This window comes from Bradyrhizobium sp. SPXBL-04, assembly GCF_051853035.1.
GTDB lineage: Bacteria > Pseudomonadota > Alphaproteobacteria > Rhizobiales > Xanthobacteraceae > Bradyrhizobium > Bradyrhizobium zhanjiangense.
Genome location: NZ_CP182472.1, coordinates 5799919 through 5823353, shown reverse-complemented (window position 1 = coordinate 5823353; position 23435 = coordinate 5799919). Strand labels below are relative to the sequence as shown.

The following is a 23435-nucleotide window of genomic DNA, read 5'->3' as shown; positions in this document are numbered from 1 at the left end:
GCTGGGCCTGAGGTTGCTGCCGATCCGCGGGCAAAGGCCGGAACATCATATCCAATCACGCGTTGGCTCCGGATATCGGCTGCGAGGAGGTCGTGGCTATCTGAAGCGACATCCAAAGATTGAGGGCATCATGGCAACCACGCGAGAGCGGCATCAGATCGTGGAAACTCCGACCGAGGCCCGTCAGGGCGAGCCCGGGCCGTCGGTGGCGGCGCTGCTTGCCATCTCGACCGGCCTTGCGATCCTGATCCTCGCCGTCATCTGGTTCGTGTTCTTCCGGACCTGATCGGCCGGGTCCGAACGCCTCGGACCCTTCCTATTCGCCGCGTGACGCGGCACATTGCGCCCGCCATGCCGTCGGCTCGTCCGGTTGCCTGGCGGGCGCAGTCGCGTCGGCGCGTGGGAGGTCGTATATGACCAAAAAGTAACGTGCCGGTTCCCCGCGTTCATATTCAGTTCACGCCGGAATTGCTCATCTCTGGCCGTGGTCATGCAGCCTGTTCTTGCAGCCAATCTTTGGAGAGAAGCGTGCGCCTGCTCGTTGTTGAGGACGACCCCGATCTCAATCGCCAGCTCACCAAGGCGCTGACCGACGCTGGTTATGTCGTCGACCGCGCTTTCGACGGGGAGGAGGGGCACTATCTCGGCGACAACGAGCCGTATGACGCCGTGGTGCTCGACATCGGCCTGCCGAAGAAGGACGGCATCTCGGTGCTGGAGGCCTGGCGCCGCAACGGCCGCACCATGCCGGTCCTGATCCTCACCGCGCGCGACCGCTGGAGCGACAAGGTGCAGGGGTTCGACGCCGGCGCCGACGACTATGTCGCAAAGCCGTTCCACCTGGAGGAGGTGCTGGCGCGCATCCGCGCGCTGCTGCGCCGCTCGACCGGTCATGCCCAGAGCGAACTCAGCTGCGGCCCGGTCACGCTCGATACCAGGACCGGCCGGGTCAGCGTGTCAGGCAATCCCGTGAAGATGACCTCGCACGAATATCGGCTTCTGGCCTATCTGATGCACCATTCCGGGCGCGTGGTCTCCCGCACCGAGCTGGTCGAGCATCTCTACGACCAGGATTTTGACCGCGACTCCAACACCATCGAGGTCTTCGTCGGCCGCATCCGCAAGAAGCTCGACGTCGACATCATCCAGACCGTCCGTGGCCTCGGCTATCTCCTGACCCCGCCGCCCGCACCCGGCGCTTGAGTCCGTCTCGGGCTTGACGGGAGGCCGAACAGGGCCCTTGGTCCGGTCATGACGTCCAACGCCCTGATATCCTGCGCCCGCCGGGACCCTGCCGATGGCTGCTAGCTCACTCGCCAATCGCCTGTTCCTGTCGGCGACCGCCTGGCTCGTGGTGATCCTGGCCATCACCGGCGTGGTGTTGTCGTCGGTCTACAAGAACGCCACCGAGCGCGCCTTCGACCGTCGTCTCAATCTCTATCTCCGCACGCTGATCGCCGAGGTTGCGACCCCCGACGAGCCGCCCGACCGCCAGTTCCAGTCGCTCGGCGAGCCCTTGTTCGAGCTGCCGCTGTCGGGCTGGTACTGGCAGATCACGCGGACCGACACCGAGAAGCCGGAGGTGCGCTCGTCGCGCTCGCTCTGGGACAAGAAACTGCCGAAGCTGGAAGAGCAGGGGGCCGAGCTCACCGCCGCCGGCATCCGGCTCGCTTATGTCGATGGTCCGGAAGGGCAGAACCTGCGCATGGTGGAGCGGCCGGTCGATCTCGGTGCCGACGGCAAGTTTCTCGTCAGCGTCGCCGGCGACGACACCGAGATTTTCGACGAGACGCGGAGCTTCGACTACTATCTCGGCGGCACGTTTACGGCGCTCGGCATCGTGCTGCTGCTGACCACCGTGTTCCAGGTCCGCTTTGGCCTGGCGCCGCTCAAGCGCATCTCGGAATCCATCGCCGACATCCGCTCCGGGCGGGCGGAGCGGCTCGAGGGCGAATTTCCCGTCGAGATCGCGCCTTTGGCGCGCGAGACCAATGCGCTGATTGACGCCAATCGCGAGATCGTCGAGCGGGCGCGCACCCATGTCGGCAATCTCGCCCATGCGATCAAGACGCCGCTCTCGGTCATCGTTAACGAGGCCGGCGCCCACGCGGCCGATCCGTTCGCGTCCAAGGTGATGGAGCAGGCGGACGTGATGCGCGACCAGGTCGCCCATCATCTGGAGCGCGCCCGCATTGCGGCGCGGGTCTCGGTGGTCGCGACCGTGACGGAGGTGGCGCCCGCCATCGAGGCGCTGCGGCGGACCATGGAGAAGATCCATCGCGACCGTGGCATCGTGGTCGAGGCCAAGGCCGATCCGTCTGTGAAGTTCCGGGGCGAGCGGCAGGATCTGGAGGAGATGGTCGGCAATCTCGTCGACAATGCCTGCAAATGGGCGGCCTCGCGCGTCTTCATCGAGGTTCTGGTCGAGACGCCACACCAGACCGGCGCCGGCCCGCGCCTGCGGATCATCGTCGATGACGACGGCCGCGGCCTGTCGGAGACCGAGCGCGCCAAGGTCTCCCGGCGCGGCCAGCGGCTCGACGAATCCAAGCCCGGCTCGGGGCTGGGGCTGTCGATCGTGACCGATCTCGCCGCGCTTTATGGCGGCAGCCTCTCGCTCGGCGGGGCGCCGATCGGGGGCCTGCGGGCCGAACTGGTCCTTCCCGGGCTATAGTCCATTGTTCTTCCTGGATTTTTCGTTGCGTTCGATGCCCCTGCAGGAGAAAACCGGAGGCATTCGAGGCGACTTCCTAAACGGCTTCTTAAGTGGGGACCTCTTAAGATCGCGCCCGGACGCATCCCATGTCCGCCATTTTACCGTGCATGACCCGGGCGCATGAGCCAGACATCGATCGAGCGGCTGAGGGAATATCTCGCGCAGCTCCCGCCGCAGTCGCAGGCGCTGCTGATGCGGGAGTTCGAGCGCGCGCTGGAGCGTGGCCAGGACACGGCTGTCGCGACCCTCGTGCTCGAGCAGTTGCGCAAGATCGTCCGCAAGAGCGAAGCCGACGAGGCCCCGCCGCCGCGTACGGACGATCTGTCGCGCCTGCTGTTCCAAGTGTTGGAACCGTTCCTGGTCGAAGCGGGCGCTCCGATCCGGGTCGGACAAATCCGCCGCTCCTCGCTGCACCCGATCTGGCAATGGCTCGGCCGTGACGGCGCCCCGGACAAAGTGAATGAATTCGAGGCGGCGCTGGCCCGCATGCCGGCAGACAGTGCCGGCCAGGTCGAGGCGCTGGCCTCAAAGCTCCAGGCGGTGGCTGCGGACGCGATCTTCGCGCTGACGGGGCCCGGCGGCGGCGACAAGTCGCGCGCGCTGGCCCGTGTCGGCCCGCCCAACGTGATCGATGATCTCTATTCGATCGGTGCGGTGCTCCAGGTCCGGGAAGCCGTCGCGGCCCTGAACGAGAAGCTGCCGCGCTTCCTGCGCGCCTTCGGCGATTCCCAGATCGCCTCGGTGACGTCAGCGCTCAACATTCCCGTTCTCCAGACCCCGCAGATGCTGCCCTTCGCGCTGTCGATGGTGGTGCAACGGATGACCGCGCCGTGGCAGATCATCCGCCTTGCCATCAAGATTGCCGCATCGGACGACGAGATCCGCGTCGCGGCAACGCCCTACGGTGTCGCCGTCACGATCGCCCTGCACGATTTGTCCTGCGTTGCCGCGATCCTGCGCATGGACATCAAGCGCGGCCATTTCGACAATGTCGCCGGCAATCTCAAGGCGCTGCATGACGGCGTGCGCGGCCTGCGCACCGAGCTGGACCTGCGCAACGATTCCGCCTGGGGCAAGCAGTTGGTCTCGATCCGGGCCGACATCTCCAATGCGCTGCAATCCGAGATCGACAGCGTTCCCGGCCGCGTTCGCCGCATCCTGCGCCAGCGCGCCGAGAAGGACATTCCGCCGGGGGCGCGAATCGACAGCACCGAGGTCGAGGAATCCGTGGCGCTGATCGATTTCGTCGCGACCTGCCGCAACTATGCGAGCGAGCTTGCGATCAACGAGGTGACGCTGCGCACCTATTCCGACCTCCAGCAATATGTCGAACGCTCGACCGAACAGCTGGTGCAGTCGCTGCGCGCCGCCGATCACAAGGTCCGCACCTATCGACAGCAGCAGGTGCAGGCCGCGATCCGCTTCTGCCAGGTGCTGTTCGGCGACGATTACGCCTCGCTGATGAGTCGTGCGGCAGAAAACGCGCTCACGGGCGAGCGCAAATCGTCGCGCGCCAGCTGATATAAGCGCATATTTTCGTGATCACAATTTGAGGTTGACGCTGCCGGTAGCGAGCCCTACGGTCCCGTGCAAGTCCGGGGAATTTCTATTTGTGGGCGCATGAAACCCATTATCAGCTCCATCGAAATCGAGAACCGCGTCATCACTGCCAAATATCAACGACTGATGGTCGGCGCGAAGGTGGTGCTGGTCGAGAAGGCAAGCGGTCGGCAAGTGCCGGAGACAGTCACCAGGGTCGCCTCGCCGGTTCCGGTGGGGGCGTTGCGCATCAGAATGCCCGCTGCAATCCGGCCCGGAACATACTTCCTGAAGGCCTTCAACGGGCACGGCGAGGATGCCGCACAAAGTGCGGACTTCGAGATCGGCTAAGCCGTTGGAGTTTCACCGTTTCGGGACCGCGCGCGGTCGCGCCGAATTGACAATTGTCAATTGCCGCCTCGTCCGGCCGTGGTGTAAAGCCACCTGTGGGCGCGGATCGTGCGCCGCCGGAAGCTTGCCAGATGACGCTATGGTTCGTGTTCGCGCTGATGACGGTCGCGGCGATTTTCGCCGTGCTTCTGCCGCTCGGCCGCAGCGGACGCGCGCAAAATCAAGGCAGCGAGGTCGCGGTCTACAAGGACCAACTGGCCGAGATAGAGCGTGATCTCGGCATGGGACTGATCGCCGCTCCTGAAGCCGAGGCTGCGCGCGTCGAGATCAGCCGCCGGCTGCTCGCCGCGGCCGCCAGCGAACCCGCAACGGCGCCGAAATCGAGCCTGAAATGGCGCCGCGCCGCGGCCGTGCTGGCGCTCGCCGGTCTGCCGCTGGTTGCGATCGGCGTCTACATGCCGCTCGGTTCGCCCAAGCTTCAGGACTTTCCCTTGGCGCAGCGCGAGCGCGGATCCGGGTCCGGCATGGCGCAATCGCTCGAGAACCTCGTCGTGCAGGTCGAGCAACATCTGGAAAAGAATCCGGCCGACGGTCGCGGTTGGAACGTGCTCGCGCCGGTGCTGGAGCGGCTCGGCCGCTTCGACGATGCGGTGCGCGCCTATCGCAACTCGCTCACCTACAATGGCGAGAGCCCCGAGCGCCGCTCCGATCTCGGCGAGGCGCTCTCGGCCGCTGCCGGCGGCGTCGTGACCGCCGAGGCCAAGGTGGAATTCGAGCGTGCGCACGCGCTCAATGCCGACGATCCCAAGGCGAACTACTTCCTGGGGCTCGCCGCCGAGCAGGACGGCCGCAAGGACGATGCCGCCAATATCTGGCGCGCGCTGCTTGCGAAGGCGCCGGCGGATGCGCCGTGGCGTCCTTTGGTGCAATCTTCGTTGGCGCGGGTCGGCGGCGGCACGATGCCGGCGCTGTCGGATGAGACGATCGCAGCGTCCAAGGACATGGCCGAGGGCGATCGCAACGCGATGGTGCGCGGCATGGTCGAACGCCTCGCTACGCGGCTCAAGCAGAACGGCGATGACGTCGAGGGGTGGCTGCGCCTGGTGCGCGCCTATCTCGTGATGGGCGACCGTGGCAAGGCGGTGGGGGCATCGGCCGATGCCCGACAGGCGGTTGCGAGCGATGCCGAGCGACTGCGCCAGCTCAACGAAGGCCTGAAGACACTCGGGCTCGGCGGATGACGATGTCGGGACGGGACGAGCGGAGAACGGATACGCCATGACGCGCAAGCAGCGACGTATGACCATCATCGGCGGCTCGCTCGCCGTGCTCGCGCTCGCGGCCGCGCTGGTGCTCAACGCGTTGCGCGATTCCATCGTGTTCTTCTCGACCCCGACCATGGTTGCCGAGAAGCACGTCGAACCCGGCAAGCGGTTTCGCCTCGGCGGGCTGGTGCAGCCCGGCTCGCTCCAGCGCGGCGACAATCTCGCGGTGAACTTCGAGGTCGCCGACGGCAACGCCAAGCTGCCGGTCGCCTATAAGGGCATCCTGCCCGACCTGTTCCGTGAAGGGCAGGGCGTCGTCGCCGAAGGCGCGCTCGACGCAAACGGCGTGTTCAAGGCCGACACCGTGCTTGCCAAGCACGACGAAACCTACATGCCCAAGGACGTCGCCGATGCCCTGAAGAAGCAGGGGCACTGGAAGGACGATTACGGCGGCACAGCTTCGGGCGGCAGCAAACCTGCGGCCACGACCGCGCAGGGTAATCCGCAGGGAGCGGTGCGGTGATCGCAGAATCCGGACACTACGCGCTGGTGCTGGCGCTCGGGCTCGCACTGATCCAGTCCGTCGTGCCGTTGATCGGCGCGCGCCTGCGCGACGTTGCATTGATGAACGTGGCGCGCTCCACCGCGCTGGCGCAGCTGCTGTTCGTCGGCGCCTCGTTCACGGCGCTGGTGATGCTGCACGTGAACTCGGATTTCTCTGTCGCCAACGTCTACGAGAATTCCCACTCGATGAAGCCGCTGCTCTACAAGATCACCGGCGTGTGGGGAAACCATGAAGGCTCGATGCTGCTGTGGGTGTCGATCCTCGCTCTGTTCGGCGGGCTGGTTGCGGCTTTCGGCAACAATCTGCCGCTGTCGCTGCGCGCGCACGTGCTCGCCGTGCAGGCCTGGATCGCCAGCGCCTTCTATCTCTTCATCCTGGTGACATCGAACCCGTTCCTGCGCATCGCCAATCCGCCGATCGAGGGGCGCGATCTCAATCCGGTGCTCCAGGACATCGGTCTCGCCGTGCATCCGCCGATGCTCTATCTCGGCTATGTCGGCTTCTCGATCTCGTTCTCCTTCGCCATCGCGGCGCTGATGGAGGGGCGGATCGACGCGGCCTGGGCGCGTTGGGTGCGGCCGTGGACGTTGGTCGCCTGGATCTTCCTGACGCTCGGCATCGCCATGGGCTCGTACTGGGCCTATTACGAGCTCGGCTGGGGCGGCTGGTGGTTCTGGGATCCCGTCGAGAACGCCTCGCTGATGCCGTGGCTTGCCGGCACCGCGCTGCTGCATTCGGCGCTGGTGATGGAGAAGCGCAACGCGCTGAAGGTCTGGACCATCCTGCTGTCGATCCTGACCTTCTCGCTGTCGCTGCTCGGCACCTTCCTGGTGCGCTCGGGCGTCATCACCTCGGTGCACGCCTTCGCCACCGATCCGACCCGCGGCGTGTTCATCCTGCTGATCCTCTGCCTGTTCATCGGCGGCAGCCTGTCGCTGTTCGCGGGCCGCGCCACTTCGTTGAAGCAGGGCGGTCTGTTCGCGCCGATCTCGCGCGAGGGCGCCTTGGTGCTGAACAACCTGCTGCTCACGGTCGCCTGCGCAGTCGTGCTGTTCGGCACGCTCTATCCGCTGGCGATGGAGATGCTGGCTGACTTCAAGATGTCGGTCGGCGCGCCCTTCTACAATCTCACCTTCGCTCCGCTGTTTGCCCTGTTGCTGCTCGCCGTTCCGTTCGGCCCGATGCTGGCGTGGAAGCGCGGCGATCTGCTCGGCGTGACGCAGCGCCTGCTCGCGGCGGGCGTTGCCAGCCTCGTCGTCGTCGCCATCACCTGGGCCTGGACGCGGGGCGGCAGCGCGCTGGCGCCACTCGCGATCGGGCTCGGTATCTTCGTCGTCGCCGGCGCGGTCACCGACATCGTCGAGCGGACGGGCCTGGTTCGCCTGCCGTTCGCAACAGTGCTGCACCGGGCGCGCGGCCTGCCGCGCTCGGCCTGGGGCACCGCGCTTGCGCATGCCGGCCTCGGCGTCGCGCTGATCGGAATCGTCTGCGAGACCACCTGGAACAGCGAATATATCGCGACGATGAAGCAAAGCGACGTCGCCCACGTCGCCGGCTACGACGTGAAGCTCGACGGGCTGTTTCAGCGCCAGGGCCCGAACTACCGCGAGATGATCGCCGAGTTCAACGTCAGCCGCGACGGCGAGACACTCAGCGTCATGACGCCGTCCAAGCGCAGCTTCACCACCCGCGGCTCCTCGACCACCGAGGCGGCGCTGCTGACGCGCGGCGCGAGCCAGCTCTACATCTCGCTCGGTGACGCCACCGCCGAGGGCGCCATCGCGGTGCGCATCTATCACAAGCCGCTGGTGCTGCTGATCTGGTGGGGGCCGGTGCTGATGGCATTCGGCGGCGTGCTGTCGCTGTCCGACCGCCGTTTGCGGGTCGGTGCGCCGAAGCCGGCGCGGGCCAAGCAGCGCCTCCAGCCGGCGGAGTGATCCGATGCGCCGGATGTGGTTCGTGATCGTCGCGCTGATGCTGCTGACCTGGCCTGCGGCGCACGCGGTGCAGCCTGACGAGATCATGTCGGATCCCGCCAAGGAGGCGCGCGCGCGCGACTTGTCGCGCGAGCTGCGTTGCATGGTCTGCCAGAACCAGTCGATCGATGATTCCGACGCGCCGCTCGCGCGCGATTTGCGCCTGCTGGTGCGCGAGCGCATCGCCGCCGGTGACAGCAATTCGCAGGTGCTCGACTTCCTGGTCGCGCGCTATGGCGAGTTCGTGCTGCTGAAGCCGCGCTTCGAGCGCCAGACCATGCTGCTATGGCTGCTCGCGCCGCTTCTGCTGGTTGGCGGCGGTCTGGCGCTATGGTTGCAAATCCGGCGCCGCGCGCGAAGCGGTGCAGATCTACCGGCACCGCCGCTCTCGCCCGACGAGGAGGCCCGGCTCGCCGCGTTGATGTCGGATGATGCCAAATCTTCCTAGCGTCCTGGCTGCGCCATGATGCGGAGGCCGCCGGTCTCCTCTCCGTGTTTCATGCTATGTTGACCTTTGTCTGGAAACTTGTCGCGAGATTTGATTCCAGACTCTGAGTCCCCGATGTTCGCGAATAGCAATCTGACGATCCGCTTCCTGGTCGGCGCTGTCGTCGCTGCATTATTGTTCCTGCTGGGCATCGGCGGCGGCACCGGATTCGTCGCGGTGCTCTACCTCGACAACGAGATCACCAGCCTGTCGTCGGACTTCGCCGCGCTGAGCGGTCCGGCGCGCGATCATGCGATGCAGATCTACCAGCAGGCGCAGACCGCCTTCTCCTATTTCCTGATCGCCTGCGGCGTGATCGCGGTCGTCGCCGTCGCGATCTGCCTCACCACCTGGTTTGCGGTGCGCAACGGCATCCTGAACCCCTTGGCGGCGACCGTGCATGCCATGCGCGAGGTCGCCGATCAGAAATTCGAGACGCCGGTTCCAGGGCTCGGCGGCATAACGAGATCGGCCTGCTCGCCGGCGCGCTGGAAGTCTTCAAGACCAATGGCCTCGAGCGGCGCCGCCTCACCGAGCGGCAGTTGCATGAGGCGCAGCACCAGGCCGAGCGGTCGACATTTTTGGACGCACGGATCAAGCGCTTCAACGATCTCGTCGCCAGCGTCGTCGACAGCGTGGCGTCCTCGGCTGTGCACCTGAAGAGCAACGCCGAGACGTTGTCGCGGACCGCCAACGACACCAGCACCAAGGCCAATGCGGTGGCAAGCGCCGCGAGCCAGGCCAGCGCCAGCGTCCAGACCGTTGCGGGCTCGGCCGAGGAGATGACCAATTCGATCGGCACGATCAGTCGCCGCGTCACCGACGCGACCCAGCGTGCCGAGGGCGCAGCGTCCCAGGCCGAGAAGAGCCGCGACACCATCCACACCCTGTCCGATGCGGCCGACAAGATCGGCGAGGTCGTGCAGCTCGTGCAGGCGATCGCCTCGCAGACCAATCTGCTGGCGCTCAATGCCACCATCGAGGCGGCGCGGGCGGGGGAGGCCGGCAAGGGATTTGCGGTGGTCGCGTCCGAGGTGAAGAGTTTGGCGCACCAGACCAGCAAGGCGACGGAGGAGATCACCTCGCATGTCGCCAGCATCCAGGGCATCACCGCACAGACGCGCGGCGCGATCGACGGCATCTCCAAGACGCTGTCGGAGATTTCGTCGATCATGTCCGGTATCGAGGTCGACACCGCCCAGCAGCGCAATGCCACGCAGGAAATCACGCGCAGCGCCCAGGATGCCGCGCACGGCACGCTCGACGTTTCCAATCACATCGTCCAGATCACCTCGACCTCGGCCGAGACCGGGCGCATGGCCGCCGAGGCGCGCGATTCCGCGGTCGATCTGTCGCGGCAGGCCGAGACCTTGAAACGCGAAGTCGACGAGTTCATCGTCAGTGTCAGGGCAAGCTAAAATCGTCCAAGCAGGGTTCCACGCTCATCGCGGGAACTCGATTAAGTTCCTGTAGAACCACGATTTTCGGGCTGCGCTAAACTGCCGCATCCACGCCGCCGCTTCATTACGAAAGTTTAACCCCGCCGCCAGCGCACGGTAAGGCGGGAGCCCCCATGTTCAGGACCGTAAGGTGCCGCTATCCGGCGCCAAATGAATTTCAAGGCCCTGGAGATCTCTGCATGACCGACCGTCCCGACCTCTCGAATCTTCCGTCCTACCGGCAGCCGCGCCGGTCGGTGTTCTCCGCGCGCAAGATCGCGCTGATGGCTTCGGTCGTCGCCGGTCTCGGCGCGGCCGTCTATGGCTTCAGCCCGTCGACCTCGCCGGCTGACCTGTTCTCCAGCCCGGCGCATGCGCAGGTCAACCAAGAGGTTCGGAAGGTCGAGCGTCCGATCGGCTTCGCCGACATCGTCGAGCGCGTGAAGCCGTCGGTGATCTCGGTGAAGGTCAACATCAAGGAGAAGACCGCGAGCAACGATGACGGCGATGATTCCTCCTCGCCGTTCCAGCCGGGCTCGCCGATGGAGCGCTTCTTCCGCCGCTTCGGCGGTCCGGACGGTTTCCCGGGCCTGAAGGGCGGCCGTGGCCGCGTCGTGCAGGGCCAGGGCTCCGGTTTCTTCATCTCGCCCGACGGCTATGCCGTGACCAACAACCACGTGGTCGACGGCGCCGACAAGGTCGAGGTCACCACCGACGACGGCAAGACTTATACCGCCAAGGTGATCGGCACCGACCAGCGCACCGACCTCGCCCTGATCAAGGTCGAGGGCAGCTCGAACTTCCCATTCGCCAAGCTTGCGGATAGCAAGCCGCGGATCGGCGACTGGGTGCTCGCAGTCGGCAATCCCTTCGGTCTCGGCGGCACCGTGACCGCGGGCATCGTCTCGGCCAGCGGCCGTGACATCGGCAACGGTCCCTATGATGATTTCATCCAGATCGATGCGCCCGTGAACAAGGGCAATTCGGGCGGTCCGGCTTTCGACACCAACGGTGAGGTGATGGGCGTCAACACCGCGATCTACTCGCCCTCGGGCGGCAGCGTCGGCATCGCGTTCTCGATTCCCGCCAACACCGTCAAGAGCGTGGTGGCCCAGCTCAAGGACAAGGGCTCGGTCAGCCGCGGTTGGATCGGCGTGCAGATCCAGCCGGTGACGTCTGACATCGCCGACAGCCTCGGCATGAAGAAGGCCGAAGGCGCGCTGGTGGCGGAGCCGCAGGCGAACGGTCCGGCGGCGAAGGCCGGCATCGAGTCCGGTGACGTGATCACCTCGGTCAACGGCGAATCCGTCAAGGACGCCCGCGAGCTCGCCCGCACCATCGGCGGCATGGCACCCGGCGCGACCGTGAAGCTCAACGTGCTGCACAAGGGCCAGGACAAGGTCGTAAACCTCACCCTCGGCCAGCTGCCGAACACGATCGAGGCCAAGGCCGACACCGACAATGACAAGGGCAAGGGTGCGAGCCGCGGCACCGACGTTCCCAAGCTCGGCATGACGGTTGCGCCCGCCAATTCCGTGGCCGGTGCCGGCAAGGAAGGCGTCGTGGTCACCGAAGTCGATCCCAAGAGCGCCGCGGCTGAACGCGGCTTCAAGGAGGGCGACGTGATTCTCGAAGTCGGCGGCAAGAGCGTGAGCACCGCCGGCGAAGTCCGCGACGCCATCAACACGGCGCGGACCGACAACAAGAACAGCGTCCTGATGCGCGTCAAGAGCGGCGGCCAGTCGCGCTTCGTCGCCGTGCCCATCGCCAAGGGCTAACAAGGGCTGAAGCCTCAGGAGGCCTACGAGATGAAGGGTGTCGCCGGCATCAGTCGCCCCCGCCGCCGGCGCCCTTCGGGGGAGCAGCGCAACGTTTGCTTCCCTCATCTACCTTCCGGTGGAATTACGCCCCCCTCCGTCGGAAGGCCTAGGGCGGTGAAGTCCCCCCAGCTTCACCGCCCGCCTTTTCCCGATCCGAGATCGTTCCGCTTCGGCTTGCATGCGATTGCCGCTCGCGCCATGTTTAGAGAAGGTTCACACCCTTGACCGCCGCCGAACGCACGATGCGCCTCCTCATCATCGAAGACGACCGCGAATCCGCCGACTATCTCGTGAAGGCGTTTCGCGAAGTCGGACACATTGCCGATCACGCCGCCGACGGCGAGGAAGGCCTCGCCATGGCCGAGAACGGCGATTACGATGTGCTGGTGGTCGACCGCATGCTGCCCAAGCGCGACGGCCTGTCGCTGATCGGCGGACTGCGCGAGAAGGGCACCACCACGCCGGTGCTGATTCTCTCCGCGCTGGGGCAGGTCGACGACCGCATCAAGGGCCTCCGCGCCGGCGGCGACGATTATCTGCCAAAGCCCTATTCCTTCGCCGAACTGCTGGCCCGCGTCGAGGTGCTGTCGCGCCGCCGCGGCGGCCCGGCCGAGGACACGCTCTACCGCGTCGGCGATCTCGAGCTCGATAGGCTGTCCCATCGCGTTGCCCGCGGCAAGGACGAGCTGACGCTCCAACCGCGCGAATTCCGCCTGCTCGAATACCTCATGAAGCACGCCGGCCAGGTGGTGACGCGCACCATGCTGCTCGAGAACGTCTGGGACTATCATTTCGATCCGCAGACCAACGTGATCGACGTGCACATTTCGCGGCTCCGCTCCAAGATCGATAAGGGTTTCGAGCGCCCGCTGCTGCACACCATCCGCGGCGCCGGATACATGATCCGTGACGGCATTCGGTAAACTCGTCCGCACCACGGCGTTCCGGCTGACGCTGGTCTATCTGCTGCTGTTCGCGATGTTCGCGGCTTCGCTGCTCGGCTATTTCGCCTGGAATACGCGCCGGCTCATCACCGAAGAGATCACGGAGACGGTCAATTCCGAGACCTCGGAGATCAACGAGATCTACGGGCGCCGCGGTATGTTCATCCTCGTGCGCACGATCGAGTATCGGGCGCTGCGGCCGGGCGCCAACCTCTATCTCGTGACGACGCCGACAGGGCAGGCGATCGCCGGCAATGTCGGCTCGCTCGCGCCCGGCGTGATGGCGACGCGCGGCTGGTCGGAGACCGCCTATCGGCGGATCGAGGATGCCGACGAGCGCGATCATCGCGCGCTCGTTCGCGTCACCGAATTGGAGAACGGCTTCCGTCTCCTGATCGGCCGCGACCTCGACGAGCGGCGGCGGCTGTTCGGCATCGTCGCCAAGGCCGCGCAATGGTCGATCCTGATCGTCGTGGTGCTCGGCCTCGGCGGCGGCATCTTCGTAGCGCGACGTGTCTTGACGCGCATCGACGCGATGAGCGGTACGGCGCATCGCATCATGATCGGCGATCTCAGTGAGCGCCTGCCGGTTGGGCGCAGCGGCGACGAGCTCGACCGCCTCGCCGAAAACCTCAACGCTATGCTGGAGCGGATCGAGGCGCTGATGGCGGGGCTGAAGGAAGTCTCCGACAATATCGCACACGACCTCAAGACGCCGCTGACGCGCTTGCGCAACCGCGCTGAGGAAGCCCTGGCGAAATCGGGCTGCGAGGCCGATTACCGCGCCGCGCTGGAGCGCACCATCGAGGAGTCCGACGGGCTGATCCGCACCTTCAACGCGCTCTTGATGATCGCGCGTGCCGAGTCCGGGCAGGCGCGCGGCAACATGGACGATTTCGACGCCGCCGAGGTCGCGGGTGGCATCCATGAGCTCTATGAGCCGCTTGCCGAAGATGACGGCATGACCCTGAAGGTCAAGGCCGAGCCGACGCCGGTTCACGCCAATCGCGAACTGATCAGCCAGGCGCTCGCCAATCTCGTCGAGAACGCGATCAAATACGGCAAGCCGGCGGCTCAGGCCGCGGGAACCGTGGTCAGCATGGACGCCAGGCAAATCACGATCGAGGCGAGGCGCGAAGGCGACCAGGTGCTGCTCAGCGTCACCGATCGTGGTCCGGGGATACCCGAAGCGGATCGCAAGCACGTCGTCGAGCGATTCGTGCGGCTGGAGGCCAGCCGCACGCTGCCCGGCTCCGGCCTCGGCCTCAGCCTCGCCTCGGCGGTTGCGACATTGCACGGCGGCGAATTGCGCTTGGGCGATGCCCATCCCGGTCTCGTCGCCACGCTGGTGCTGCCGGCGCGCGCGGACGCCGGCGACAGGGTTGCTCCGCCAATACAGGATGTGCCACAGAAGGTGGCATGAACCACTCCGCGCCGGGAAACGCGGACAAGCATGGTAAGAGCCTCGCGGCACGCTTCGTGGAGGCTCCCTATGTTGCCGCTTCCACAACCGACGAAAGACGTTTTGGGAATTGGCTGGCCGAGCTCGAGCCGGCGCAATCGGCCCGTCTCGAATCCCTGCTGGTTCAACCCTTCGCTCGGGATATTTTGACCGGCATCGCGGAATTCTCGCCCTATCTGTTCGATCTGGTGCGCGCCGATCCCCTGCGCCTGATCCGGTTGCTCGAATGCGATCCGGATGTGCATCTGGCGGCGCTGATGGCGGAGGCAAGGGGCGCGGTGCTCGCGGCGCCGGATGAGCCCAAGGTGATGCGCCTGCTTCGCCGCATGAAGGCGGAGGCAGCGCTGCTGACCGCGCTATGCGATATCGGCGGCGTCTGGCCGGTGATGCGGGTGACGGCGGCGCTGACTGATGTCGCGGTGTTCTCGGTCCAGGCGGCGCTCCAATACCTGCTGCGACAGGAAGCCGCACGCGGCAAGCTCTCACCGCCCGATCCCGAGGCGCCCGAACAAGGCTGCGGGCTGATCGTGCTCGCGATGGGCAAGATGGGCGCGGGCGAGCTGAACTATTCCAGCGACATCGATCTCATCGTGTTCTTCGATCCCGATGCGACGACGCTTGCGCCCGATATCGAGCCGCAACCGTTCTTCGTCCGCGTGACGCAAGGCATGGCGCGCATCCTCCAGCAGCGCACCTATGACGGTTACGTGTTCCGCGTCGATCTGCGCCTGCGGCCAGATCCGTCCTCGACGCAGGTGGCAATCTCCCGCGACGCTGCGCTGAACTATTACGAGCGGGAAGGGCGCACCTGGGAACGCGCCGCGATGATCAAAGCGCGCGCCTGCGCTGGCGATCCCAAGGCAGGCGAGGCTTTGCTGGCCGAGATCGCGCCCTTTGTCTGGCGCAAGCATCTCGACTTCGCCGCGCTCGCCGACGTGCACGACATGAAGCGGCAGATGCAGACCTATCGCGGCCAGAGCGAGGTCGCCGTCGAAGGCCACAACGTCAAGGTCGGGCGCGGCGGCATCCGCGAGATCGAGTTCTTCGCGCAGACGCAGCAGTTGATCGCCGGCGGCCGCCATCCGGAATTGCGGGTGCGGCCGACACTCAAAGCGCTCGATGTGCTCGCCTCCAGCAACTGGATCACCTTTGCGGCGCGCGACGAGCTTACCGCGGCTTACGAATTCCTGCGCCGGGTCGAGCACCGTCTCCAGATGATCGCCGACGAGCAGACCCATACGCTGCCCGAGGACAAGGAAGCCGTCGAGCGTTTCGCCTGGTTCTTCGGCTATCCGGATCGGGAGGCGTTTGCCCGTGATCTGCTGCGCCAGCTCGAGATCGTGCAGGGCCATTACGAAAAACTGTTCGAGGGCGACGATCCGACTGGGACAGACAAACTGCTGCCGATGCTCGACTACAGTGCTGGTCCCGACGATCCGCGCCTGCTTCAGCACCTGGTGACGCTCGGCTTCAAGAAGCCGGCCGCCGTCGCGCAGACGGTGCGCGACTGGATCACCGGCGATTATCGCGTGTTTCGCAATGAGGCGACGCGCAGCGCCTTCATCGAATTCGTGCCGGCCCTGATCGACGGTCTCGCGCATGCCGAGGAATCGGATCGCGCGGTGGTGGCGTTCGATCAGTTCCTGGGGGCGCTCCAACGAGGTGGCCGGCTGATCACGCTGCTCGGCCAGAACCGTGAGCTCGTCGCGCTGGTGGCGCTGGTGCTGGGCGCGGCGCCCCGGCTCGGCGAGATGCTGGCGCGGCAGCCGCAGCTCATGGACGGTCTGATCGATCCGCGCTTCTTCGGCGCCATGCCCGACAGGCTGGAATTGTCGGGACGGCTTGCGACGACCGTGCAGGACGCGGGCTCATACGAGGAGTTCCTCGATCGCCTGCGCCTGTTCGGGCAGGAGAGCCTGTTCCTGATCGGCACGCGCATCCTGTCAGGCACGGTCTCGGCGCAGCAAGCGAGCACCGCTTTTGCCGACGTCGCCGAAGGCATCGTCCACACCGTGCATGGCCTCGTCGCCGATCGCTTTGCCGCCCAGCACGGCCGCATCAGGGATCAGCAGACCGCGATCATCGCGATGGGCCGGCTCGGCAGCCGGGAGATGACCGCCTCCTCCGATCTCGACCTGATCCTGCTCTACGATTTCGACAGCGACAATCCGGACTCCGACGGGGCGAAATCGCTCCAGGGGGCCCACTATTTCGCTCGATTCACCCAGCGCCTGATCAGCGCCTTCACGACGCGCACCAATTACGGCGTGCTCTACGAGATCGACATGCGGCTGCGTCCGTCGGGGCGTGCCGGCCCCGTGGCCTCGAGCCTCACTTCGTTCGCGGACTACCAGGCCAACGAGGCCTGGACCTGGGAGCACATGGCGCTGACGCGCGCCCGCGTGGTGTCGGCGTCGCCCGAATTCCGCGAACGGATCGAACGCGTCATTCGCGACGTCCTGACCCGCCGCCGCGATCCCGCAATCACCACCCACGACGTTGCCGACATGCGGCGCGCGATTGCCCAGGAGAAGGGCGAGGCCGATTGCTGGGATCTCAAACATGCCGCCGGCGGCATGGTCGACATCGATTTCATCGCACAATACCTCCAGCTCGTGCATGCCCACGACAAGCCGGAGATCCTCGACGTCAGCACCCTGCAGGTACTGGAAAATGCATGCAGGCTCGGCGTGCTCGCGCAATCGGAGACCGAGATATTGCGTGCCGCGGCGCGGCTCTATCACGACCTGACGCAGATCTTGCGGCTTTGCGTCAGCGAGCGCTTCAAGCCGGAAACCGCCGGCACCGATCTCCTGCGCGTGATGGCGCGCGCTGGCGACGCGCCGGACTTCTCGTCGCTGGAGGCGCGTGTGAAGGAAACGCAGAGCGAGGTGCGGCGCGTGTTCAGGGCGCTGCTGGAAGGGTTGTAGTTTGCTTCAGCGAGGTGAGGGCCTCGCGCACGTTTGGCTCGAGCCCCACTCCACCCGCATCGAGATGGACGAAGATCGCGCGCTTCATGCGGGGATCCCAGAACTTCTTGATGTGTTCGGCAATGCCAGGCACGGCCTTGTCATGGCCCTGGCTGTGGAAGAACTTGCCGATCTGGTTGGCCATGTAGATCAAGCGGTCAGGCGACATCGGCAACCTCCGTGGCATGGCGGGCGACGACCCGGTCACCATGCGAAAACACTTCGAACCCGTCCTGGCGGGCAATGGCAATCAGTGTGATGCCGGCGGCTTCTGCCGTGCGTACCGCGAGCGCGGTCGGCGCGGACACGGCGACCATCACGGGGGCGCCGATCGCGGCCGTCTTCTGCACCATCTCCACCGAGACGCGGCTCGTCAGCAGCACCATGCCGCCGCACGCATCCGTGCGGCTGCGCGCTAGCGCCCCGGCGAGCTTGTCCAGCGCGTTGTGGCGGCCGACATCCTCGCGCAGCGCGACGATGCCCCCGGCGGCGGACCAGAACGCGGCGGCGTGAACGGCGCGGGTTTGCAGATTGATCGATTGCAACGGCGCGATGGCCTGCATCGCCGCCATGATTTCGTCCGGCGTGAAGCTCTGCCCCTGCGGCACCACGGCCGCCGGCCGCACCGCCTCGGCAATGGACTCGATGCCGCAGATGCCGCAGCCGGTCGGGCCTGCGATGTGGCGCCGACGCTCGCTGATGCGCGCAGCATCTTCCGAGGCCAGCCACATGCGCAGCTCAATGCCGTCGTCGAGGCGGACCACTTCGAGCGAGCGAATGTCGTCGACCGATCCGACGATGCCTTCGCTCACGCTGAAGCCGACCGCAAAATCTTCCAGATTCTGCGGCGTCCCCATCATGACGGCGTAGGTGCCGCCGTTGTAGGTCAACGCCAGCGGCGTCTCCTCCGGGATCAGCCGCGCGCCGTCGGACGCGGCACCGTCGCGCCAGCTGTTGCGGTCGATGGCCTGGACCGGCACGTGCATCCCGCTACTCCGCAGCCTCGGCCGGCACGATGCGGCGGGATTGCCGCGCCTGCGCGTCATAAGCCTTCTGCCAGTCCGACGGGCCGTTCGAGGGCGAGACCTGCACCGCCGTGACCTTGTATTCGGGACAGTTGGTGGCCCAGTCCGAATAGTCGGTGGTGATGACGTTGGCCTGCGTGTCCGGGTGGTGGAACGTGGTGTAGACGACGCCCGGTGCGACGCGGTCGGTGATCTCGGCGCGCAGCGTGGTCTCGCCGGCGCGGCTCTTCAGCCGTACCCAGTCGCCGTCGCGCACGCCGCGCTGCTCGGCATCGTGCGGATGGATCTCGAGGCGATCCTCGGCATGCCAGACCACGTTGTCGGTGCGCCGGGTCTGCGCGCCGACATTGTACTGGCTGAGGATGCGGCCCGTGGTGAGCAGCAGCGGATAGCGCGGGCCGGTGCGCTCGTCGGTCGCGACATATTCGGTGACGACGAACTTGCCCTTGCCGCGGACGAAGCCATCGATATGCATCACCGGCGTGCCCTCCGGCGCCTTCTCGTTGCAGGGCCACTGCACCGAACCGAGCTCGTCGAGCTTCGCGTAGGAGACACCGGCGAAGGTCGGGGTCAGCGCCGCGATCTCGTCCATGATCTCGGAGGGATGGCTGTAGCTCATCTCGAAACCCATCGCCCTGGCAAGGCCGATGGTGACCTCCCAATCGGCCAAGCCGTTCTTCGGGGTCATCACCTTGCGCACGCGCTGGATGCGGCGCTCGGCGTTGGTGAAGGTGCCGTCCTTCTCCAGGAAGCTCGAGCCGGGCAGGAAGACGTGCGCGTAGTTCGCGGTCTCATTCAGGAAGAGATCATGGACGATGACGCATTCCATCGCCGACAGTGCCGCCACCACGTGCGAGGTATTGGGATCGGACTGGAGGATGTCCTCGCCCTGCACGTAGATTCCCATGAACGTGCCTTCGACTGCGGCATCGAACATGTTGGGGATGCGCAGGCCCGGCTCCGGGTTGAGCTTGACGTTCCACAGCGCCTCGAACTGGCCGCGCACGGCATCGCCGGAGATGTGGCGGTAACCGGGCAGCTCGTGCGGGAACGAGCCCATGTCGCAGGAGCCTTGCACGTTGTTCTGGCCGCGCAGCGGGTTCACGCCGACGCCGGGACGGCCAATATTGCCTGTCGCCATCGCGAGGTTGGCGATCGCGATCACGGTGGTCGAGCCCTGGCTGTGCTCGGTGACCCCGAGCCCGTAATAGATCGCGCCGTTGCCGCCAGTGGCGTAGATGCGGGCAGCCTCGCGCAGCGCCTTGGGATCGACACCGGTGAGGATCGCGGTCGCCTCCGGGCTGTTCTTGGGCTGCGCGACGAAGGCGGCCCATTCCTCGAACTCGCTCCAGTCGCAGCGCTCGCGCACGAAGGCTTCATTGACGAGGCCTTCGCTGACGATGACATGCGCCAGCGCGGTCATGACGGCGACGTTGGTGCCTGGCATCAAGGGCAGGTGCAGCGCCTTCACATGCGGCGATTCCACCATCTCGGTGCGGCGCGGATCGATCACGATCAGCTTGGCGCCCTGGCGCAGCCGCTTCTTCAGCCGCGAGGCGAACACCGGATGGGCCGAGGCGGGGTTGGCGCCGATGATGAGCACGACATCGGTGTCTTCCACGGAGTCGAAGTCTTGCGTGCCGGCGGAGGTGCCGAAGGTGGTGGCGAGGCCGTAGCCGGTCGGGGAGTGACAGACGCGGGCGCAGGTATCGACATTGTTGTTGCCGAAGCCGGCGCGGATCAGCTTCTGCACCAGATAGGTTTCCTCGTTGGTGCAGCGCGAAGAAGTAATGCCGCCGATAGCGTCGCGGCCGTACTTCTTCTGGATGCCGCGCATCTTCGCGGCGGCGAACGAGAATGCCTCGTCCCACGACACTTCGCGCCAGGGACCCTCGATCCGCTCGCGGATCATGGGTTTAAGGATGCGCTCCTTGTGGTTGGTGTAACCCCAGGCGAAGCGGCCCTTGACGCAGGAATGGCCGCGATTGGCCTTGCCGTCCTTGTACGGCACCATGCGTACGACTTCCTCGCCGCGCATCTCGGCCTTGAAGGCGCAGCCGACGCCGCAATAGGCGCAGGTGGTGACGACGGAGTGCTCGGGCTGGCCGATCTCGATCACCGACTTCTCGGTCAGCGTCGCGGTCGGGCAGGCTTGCACGCAGGCGCCGCAGGAGACGCATTCGGAGCCGAGGAAGCTCTCGCTCATGCCCGGCGAGACGCGGCTGTCGAAGCCGCGACCCGAGATCGTCAGCGCGAAGGTGCCTTGCACCTCCTCGCAGGCGCGGACGCAGCGCGAGCAGACGATGCACTTGGAAGGATCGTAGGTGAAATAGGGGTTGGACTCGTCCTTCGGCATCCAGTGGTCGTTGGTGCAGCCATCCGTCTTGGCGAAGACGTGGTTCTCGCCCTCATAGCCGTAGCGCACGTCGCGCAGGCCGACGGCGCCGGCCATGTCCTGCAACTCGCAATCGCCGTTGGCGCCGCAGGTGAGGCAGTCGAGCGGATGGTCGGAGATGTAGAGCTCCATCACGCCCTTGCGCAGCTGCTTCAGCCGCTCGGTCTGGGTGTGCACGACGAGGCCGTTCATCACGGGCGTGGTGCAGGAGGCCGGCGTGCCGGCCCGCCCCTCGATCTCGACCAGGCAGAGACGGCAGGAGCCGAACGCGTCGACCATGTCGGTGGCGCAGAGTTTGGGAATCTGGTGGCCCGCGTCCATCGCGGCGCGCATGATCGAGGTGCCCTCGGGCACCGTGACCTGGTTGCCGTCGATGGTCAGTGTCACCATCGTTTCCGATTTCGAACGCGGCGTGCCGAAGTCGATTTCTTCGATCAGAGACATTGTCGTTCTCCTATTCCGCGGCCTGAAGCGTGGTCGGCGCCGGGACGAAATCCTCCCGGAAGTGCTTCAATGCGCTGAGCACGGGATAGGGCGTGAAGCCGCCGAGTGCGCAGAGCGAGCCGAATTTCATGGTGTTGCAGAGGTCTTCGACGAGCGCGAGGTTCTCGCTCACGCGCTCGCCGTTGATGATCTTCTCGATGGTCTCGACGCCGCGGGTCGAGCCGATCCGGCACGGCGTGCACTTGCCGCAGGATTCGACGGCGCAGAACTCCATCGCGAAGCGCGCCTGCCTGCGCATGTCGACGCTGTCGTCGAACACGACGATGCCGCCATGGCCGATCAGGCCGTCGCGCGCGGCGAAGGCCTCGTAGTCGAACGGCGTGTCGAACAGCGCGCGGGGAAAATACGCGCCGAGCGGGCCGCCGACCTGCACGGCACGGACCGGACGGCCCGTGAACGTGCCGCCGCCGATGTCGTCGACGAGCTCGCCGAGCGTCACGCCGAACGCGGTCTCGAACAGTCCGCCATGGCGGATGTTGCCGGCGAGCTGGATCGGCATCGTGCCGCGGGAGCGGCCCATGCCGAAATCCGCATAGGCCTTGGCGCCTTCGGCGAGGATGAAGGGGATGGCCGCGAACGACAGCACGTTGTTGATGACGGTCGGCTTGCCGAACAGGCCGTGGTGCGCCGGCAGCGGCGGCTTGGCGCGCACGATGCCGCGGCGGCCTTCGAGGCTTTCCAGCAGCGAGGTCTCCTCGCCGCAGACATAGGCGCCGGCACCGACGCGCACCTCGAGATCGAAGGCTTGCTTCGAGCCTCCGATGTTCGCGCCGAGATAGCCGCCACGCTTCGCCGCTGCGATGGCGGCATTCATCGCCTCGACCGCGTGCGGATATTCGCTGCGGACGTAGATATAGCCCTTGGTCGCGCCGACGGTGATGCCGGCGATCGTCATGCCCTCGATCACCAGGAATGGATCGCCTTCCATGATCATGCGGTCGGCAAAGGTGCCGCTGTCGCCTTCGTCGGCGTTGCAGACGATGAATTTGCGGTCGGCTTTCGCTTGCGCGACCGTCTTCCATTTGATGCCGGTCGGAAAGCCGGCGCCGCCGCGGCCGCGCAGGCCGGACGCGGTGACCTCGTTGAGGATCGCATCCGTGCCGAGCGACAGGGCGTGCTCCAGGCCCTTGTAGCCGCCATGGGCGCGGTAGTCGTCGAGCGAGCGCGGATCGATCACGCCGCAGCGGGCGAAGGTGAGGCGGGTCTGGCGCTTCAGCCAGGGGATATCGTCGGTGGCCCCCAGCCGCAGCAGATGCGGCGTGTTGCTGGCGAGCGCGTCGAGCAGGGAGGGCACGTCGGTCTCGCTGACCGGGCCGAAGGCGATGCGGCCCTGTGGCGTCGCGACCTCGACCAGCGGCTCCAGCCAGTACAGGCCGCGCGAGCCGGTCCTGATAATCTCGATCGCAATGCCGCGCTTGGCCCCAGCCTGCTCCAGCGCCAGCGCGACCTCGTTGGCGCCGACGGCTACCGCACCGGCATCACGTGAGACGTAGAGACGCATGCTCATCGCTGCGCCTCCGCAACCAGCGCATCAAGGCGCTTCTGATCGAGCCGGCCAATGAGGCGGCCATCGAGCATCGCGGACGGGGCGGTGGCGCACAGGCCGAGACAGTAGATCGGCTCCAACGTGACGCGATCGTCGGCCGTGGTGTTGCCGAGCGCCACGCCGAGCTTCGCCTCGGCGCGCGCCGCCAGCGCATCGCCGCCGGCGGCCTGGCAGGCTTCAGCGCGGCAGAGCTTCAGCACATGGCGACCGGCCGGCTTGTGCCGGAAATCATGGTAGAACGTGAACACGCCGTGCACTTCGGCGCGTGACAGATTCAGCGCCTGCGCCACCATGGGAATGGCGGCCTCCGGTACGTAGCCGAACGCCTCTTGAAGAGCATGCAGGATGACGAGCGTCGCGCCTTCCTGCTGAGCATGTTCGGCGATGATCTCGGCGCCGCGCGTCTCGTCCCAATCATAAACCGCTGTCATT

General features: G+C 66.2%; 18 protein-coding genes and 1 pseudogene. 14 read left to right on the top strand and 5 right to left on the bottom strand.

Annotated elements, in window-relative coordinates; translation table 11 throughout:
- Positions 1-130 precede the first annotated feature (130 nt).
- The 14 genes and pseudogenes from ACNJX8_RS27705 to ACNJX8_RS27640 all read left to right on the top strand — a co-directional run bounded on the left by ACNJX8_RS27705 (position 131) and on the right by ACNJX8_RS27640 (position 17494).
- A complete protein-coding gene (locus ACNJX8_RS27705) occupies positions 131-286 on the top strand; it encodes a hypothetical protein (RefSeq protein ID WP_164934544.1) in 156 nt (51 codons plus the stop codon).
- A gap of 242 nt (positions 287-528) precedes the next feature.
- Positions 529-1203: a response regulator transcription factor gene (locus tag ACNJX8_RS27700; RefSeq protein WP_011085905.1), complete on the top strand. Its 675-nt coding sequence runs from the start codon at positions 529-531 to the stop codon at positions 1201-1203.
- A 94-nt stretch (positions 1204-1297) separates the two neighbouring features.
- The gene (locus ACNJX8_RS27695) at positions 1298-2674 is read left to right on the top strand and encodes an ATP-binding protein (RefSeq protein WP_439357427.1); all 1377 of its coding nucleotides are present in this window, start codon (positions 1298-1300) and stop codon (positions 2672-2674) included.
- A gap of 162 nt (positions 2675-2836) precedes the next feature.
- Complete coding sequence (locus ACNJX8_RS27690) at positions 2837-4237, top strand: hypothetical protein (RefSeq protein ID WP_439357425.1); 1401 nt, start codon at positions 2837-2839, stop codon at positions 4235-4237.
- A 99-nt stretch (positions 4238-4336) separates the two neighbouring features.
- On the top strand, positions 4337-4606 hold the full coding sequence (locus tag ACNJX8_RS27685; protein ID WP_249760603.1) for a hypothetical protein: 270 nt from the start codon (positions 4337-4339) through the stop codon (positions 4604-4606).
- Between the two features lie 131 nt (positions 4607-4737).
- Positions 4738-5847: a c-type cytochrome biogenesis protein CcmI gene (ccmI, locus tag ACNJX8_RS27680; RefSeq protein ID WP_439357423.1), complete on the top strand. Its 1110-nt coding sequence runs from the start codon at positions 4738-4740 to the stop codon at positions 5845-5847.
- Between the two features lie 37 nt (positions 5848-5884).
- Positions 5885-6394, top strand: a complete 510-nt coding sequence (gene ccmE, locus ACNJX8_RS27675; protein WP_439357422.1) for a cytochrome c maturation protein CcmE — start codon at positions 5885-5887, stop codon at positions 6392-6394.
- Entirely contained in the window at positions 6391-8373 is a 1983-nt protein-coding gene (locus ACNJX8_RS27670) for a heme lyase CcmF/NrfE family subunit (RefSeq protein WP_439357420.1), read from the top strand. Before ccmE ends, ACNJX8_RS27670 begins: the two co-directional genes overlap by 4 nt.
- Before the next feature lie 4 nt (positions 8374-8377).
- Positions 8378-8860, top strand: a complete 483-nt coding sequence (locus ACNJX8_RS27665; protein WP_439357419.1) for a cytochrome c-type biogenesis protein — start codon at positions 8378-8380, stop codon at positions 8858-8860.
- A 114-nt stretch (positions 8861-8974) separates the two neighbouring features.
- Positions 8975-10317: pseudogene (locus ACNJX8_RS27660) on the top strand (methyl-accepting chemotaxis protein).
- A gap of 221 nt (positions 10318-10538) precedes the next feature.
- Entirely contained in the window at positions 10539-12116 is a 1578-nt protein-coding gene (locus ACNJX8_RS27655; protein ID WP_128939080.1) for a Do family serine endopeptidase, read from the top strand.
- A gap of 284 nt (positions 12117-12400) precedes the next feature.
- A complete protein-coding gene (locus ACNJX8_RS27650; RefSeq protein ID WP_091891039.1) occupies positions 12401-13081 on the top strand; it encodes a response regulator transcription factor in 681 nt (226 codons plus the stop codon).
- On the top strand, positions 13065-14525 hold the full coding sequence (locus ACNJX8_RS27645) for a sensor histidine kinase (protein WP_128946281.1): 1461 nt from the start codon (positions 13065-13067) through the stop codon (positions 14523-14525). Before ACNJX8_RS27650 ends, ACNJX8_RS27645 begins: the two co-directional genes overlap by 17 nt.
- On the top strand, positions 14522-17494 hold the full coding sequence (locus ACNJX8_RS27640; protein WP_439357416.1) for a bifunctional [glutamine synthetase] adenylyltransferase/[glutamine synthetase]-adenylyl-L-tyrosine phosphorylase: 2973 nt from the start codon (positions 14522-14524) through the stop codon (positions 17492-17494). The genes ACNJX8_RS27645 and ACNJX8_RS27640 overlap by 4 nt, the downstream gene beginning before the upstream one ends.
- Here ACNJX8_RS27640 and ACNJX8_RS27635 read toward each other — a convergent pair.
- From ACNJX8_RS27635 to ACNJX8_RS27615, 5 genes are read right to left on the bottom strand one after another with little or no spacing between them, the layout of a single operon-like run.
- The gene (locus ACNJX8_RS27635; RefSeq protein WP_439357415.1) at positions 17469-17702 is read right to left on the bottom strand and encodes a formate dehydrogenase subunit delta; all 234 of its coding nucleotides are present in this window, start codon (positions 17700-17702) and stop codon (positions 17469-17471) included. The two genes, ACNJX8_RS27640 and ACNJX8_RS27635, sit on opposite strands and share 26 nt — an antisense overlap.
- Entirely contained in the window at positions 17692-18519 is an 828-nt protein-coding gene (gene fdhD, locus ACNJX8_RS27630) for a formate dehydrogenase accessory sulfurtransferase FdhD (RefSeq protein WP_439357414.1), read from the bottom strand. The genes ACNJX8_RS27635 and fdhD overlap by 11 nt, the downstream gene beginning before the upstream one ends.
- Before the next feature lie 4 nt (positions 18520-18523).
- Positions 18524-21397 carry a formate dehydrogenase subunit alpha gene (fdhF, locus tag ACNJX8_RS27625; RefSeq protein ID WP_439357412.1) on the bottom strand — a complete coding sequence of 958 codons (2874 nt, stop codon included), beginning with the start codon at positions 21395-21397 and terminating at the stop codon, positions 18524-18526.
- Positions 21398-21407: 10 nt separating this feature from the next.
- Positions 21408-22964: a formate dehydrogenase beta subunit gene (locus ACNJX8_RS27620; protein ID WP_439357411.1), complete on the bottom strand. Its 1557-nt coding sequence runs from the start codon at positions 22962-22964 to the stop codon at positions 21408-21410.
- Positions 22961-23434 carry a formate dehydrogenase subunit gamma gene (locus ACNJX8_RS27615; RefSeq protein ID WP_128934919.1) on the bottom strand — a complete coding sequence of 158 codons (474 nt, stop codon included), beginning with the start codon at positions 23432-23434 and terminating at the stop codon, positions 22961-22963. Before ACNJX8_RS27615 ends, ACNJX8_RS27620 begins: the two co-directional genes overlap by 4 nt.
- Between the last annotated feature and the right edge of the window lies 1 nt (position 23435).

What these genes read in the sequence shown, in the direction of transcription:
- ACNJX8_RS27655 (WP_128939080.1), top strand. Translation starts at nt 10,539, where the DNA reads ATGACCGACCGTCCCGACCTCTCGAATCTTCCGTCCTACCGGCAGCCG.
- ACNJX8_RS27665 (WP_439357419.1), top strand. Translation starts at nt 8,378, where the DNA reads ATGCGCCGGATGTGGTTCGTGATCGTCGCGCTGATGCTGCTGACCTGG.
- ACNJX8_RS27705 (WP_164934544.1), top strand. Translation starts at nt 131, where the DNA reads ATGGCAACCACGCGAGAGCGGCATCAGATCGTGGAAACTCCGACCGAG.
- ACNJX8_RS27650 (WP_091891039.1), top strand. Translation starts at nt 12,401, where the DNA reads ATGCGCCTCCTCATCATCGAAGACGACCGCGAATCCGCCGACTATCTC.
- ACNJX8_RS27620 (WP_439357411.1), bottom strand. Translation starts at nt 22,964, where the DNA reads ATGAGCATGCGTCTCTACGTCTCACGTGATGCCGGTGCGGTAGCCGTC.
- ccmI (WP_439357423.1), top strand. Translation starts at nt 4,738, where the DNA reads ATGACGCTATGGTTCGTGTTCGCGCTGATGACGGTCGCGGCGATTTTC.
- ACNJX8_RS27695 (WP_439357427.1), top strand. Translation starts at nt 1,298, where the DNA reads ATGGCTGCTAGCTCACTCGCCAATCGCCTGTTCCTGTCGGCGACCGCC.
- fdhD (WP_439357414.1), bottom strand. Translation starts at nt 18,519, where the DNA reads ATGCACGTGCCGGTCCAGGCCATCGACCGCAACAGCTGGCGCGACGGT.
- ACNJX8_RS27635 (WP_439357415.1), bottom strand. Translation starts at nt 17,702, where the DNA reads ATGTCGCCTGACCGCTTGATCTACATGGCCAACCAGATCGGCAAGTTC.
- fdhF (WP_439357412.1), bottom strand. Translation starts at nt 21,397, where the DNA reads ATGTCTCTGATCGAAGAAATCGACTTCGGCACGCCGCGTTCGAAATCG.
- ccmE (WP_439357422.1), top strand. Translation starts at nt 5,885, where the DNA reads ATGACGCGCAAGCAGCGACGTATGACCATCATCGGCGGCTCGCTCGCC.
- ACNJX8_RS27685 (WP_249760603.1), top strand. Translation starts at nt 4,337, where the DNA reads ATGAAACCCATTATCAGCTCCATCGAAATCGAGAACCGCGTCATCACT.
- ACNJX8_RS27690 (WP_439357425.1), top strand. Translation starts at nt 2,837, where the DNA reads ATGAGCCAGACATCGATCGAGCGGCTGAGGGAATATCTCGCGCAGCTC.
- ACNJX8_RS27640 (WP_439357416.1), top strand. Translation starts at nt 14,522, where the DNA reads ATGAACCACTCCGCGCCGGGAAACGCGGACAAGCATGGTAAGAGCCTC.
- ACNJX8_RS27615 (WP_128934919.1), bottom strand. Translation starts at nt 23,434, where the DNA reads ATGACAGCGGTTTATGATTGGGACGAGACGCGCGGCGCCGAGATCATC.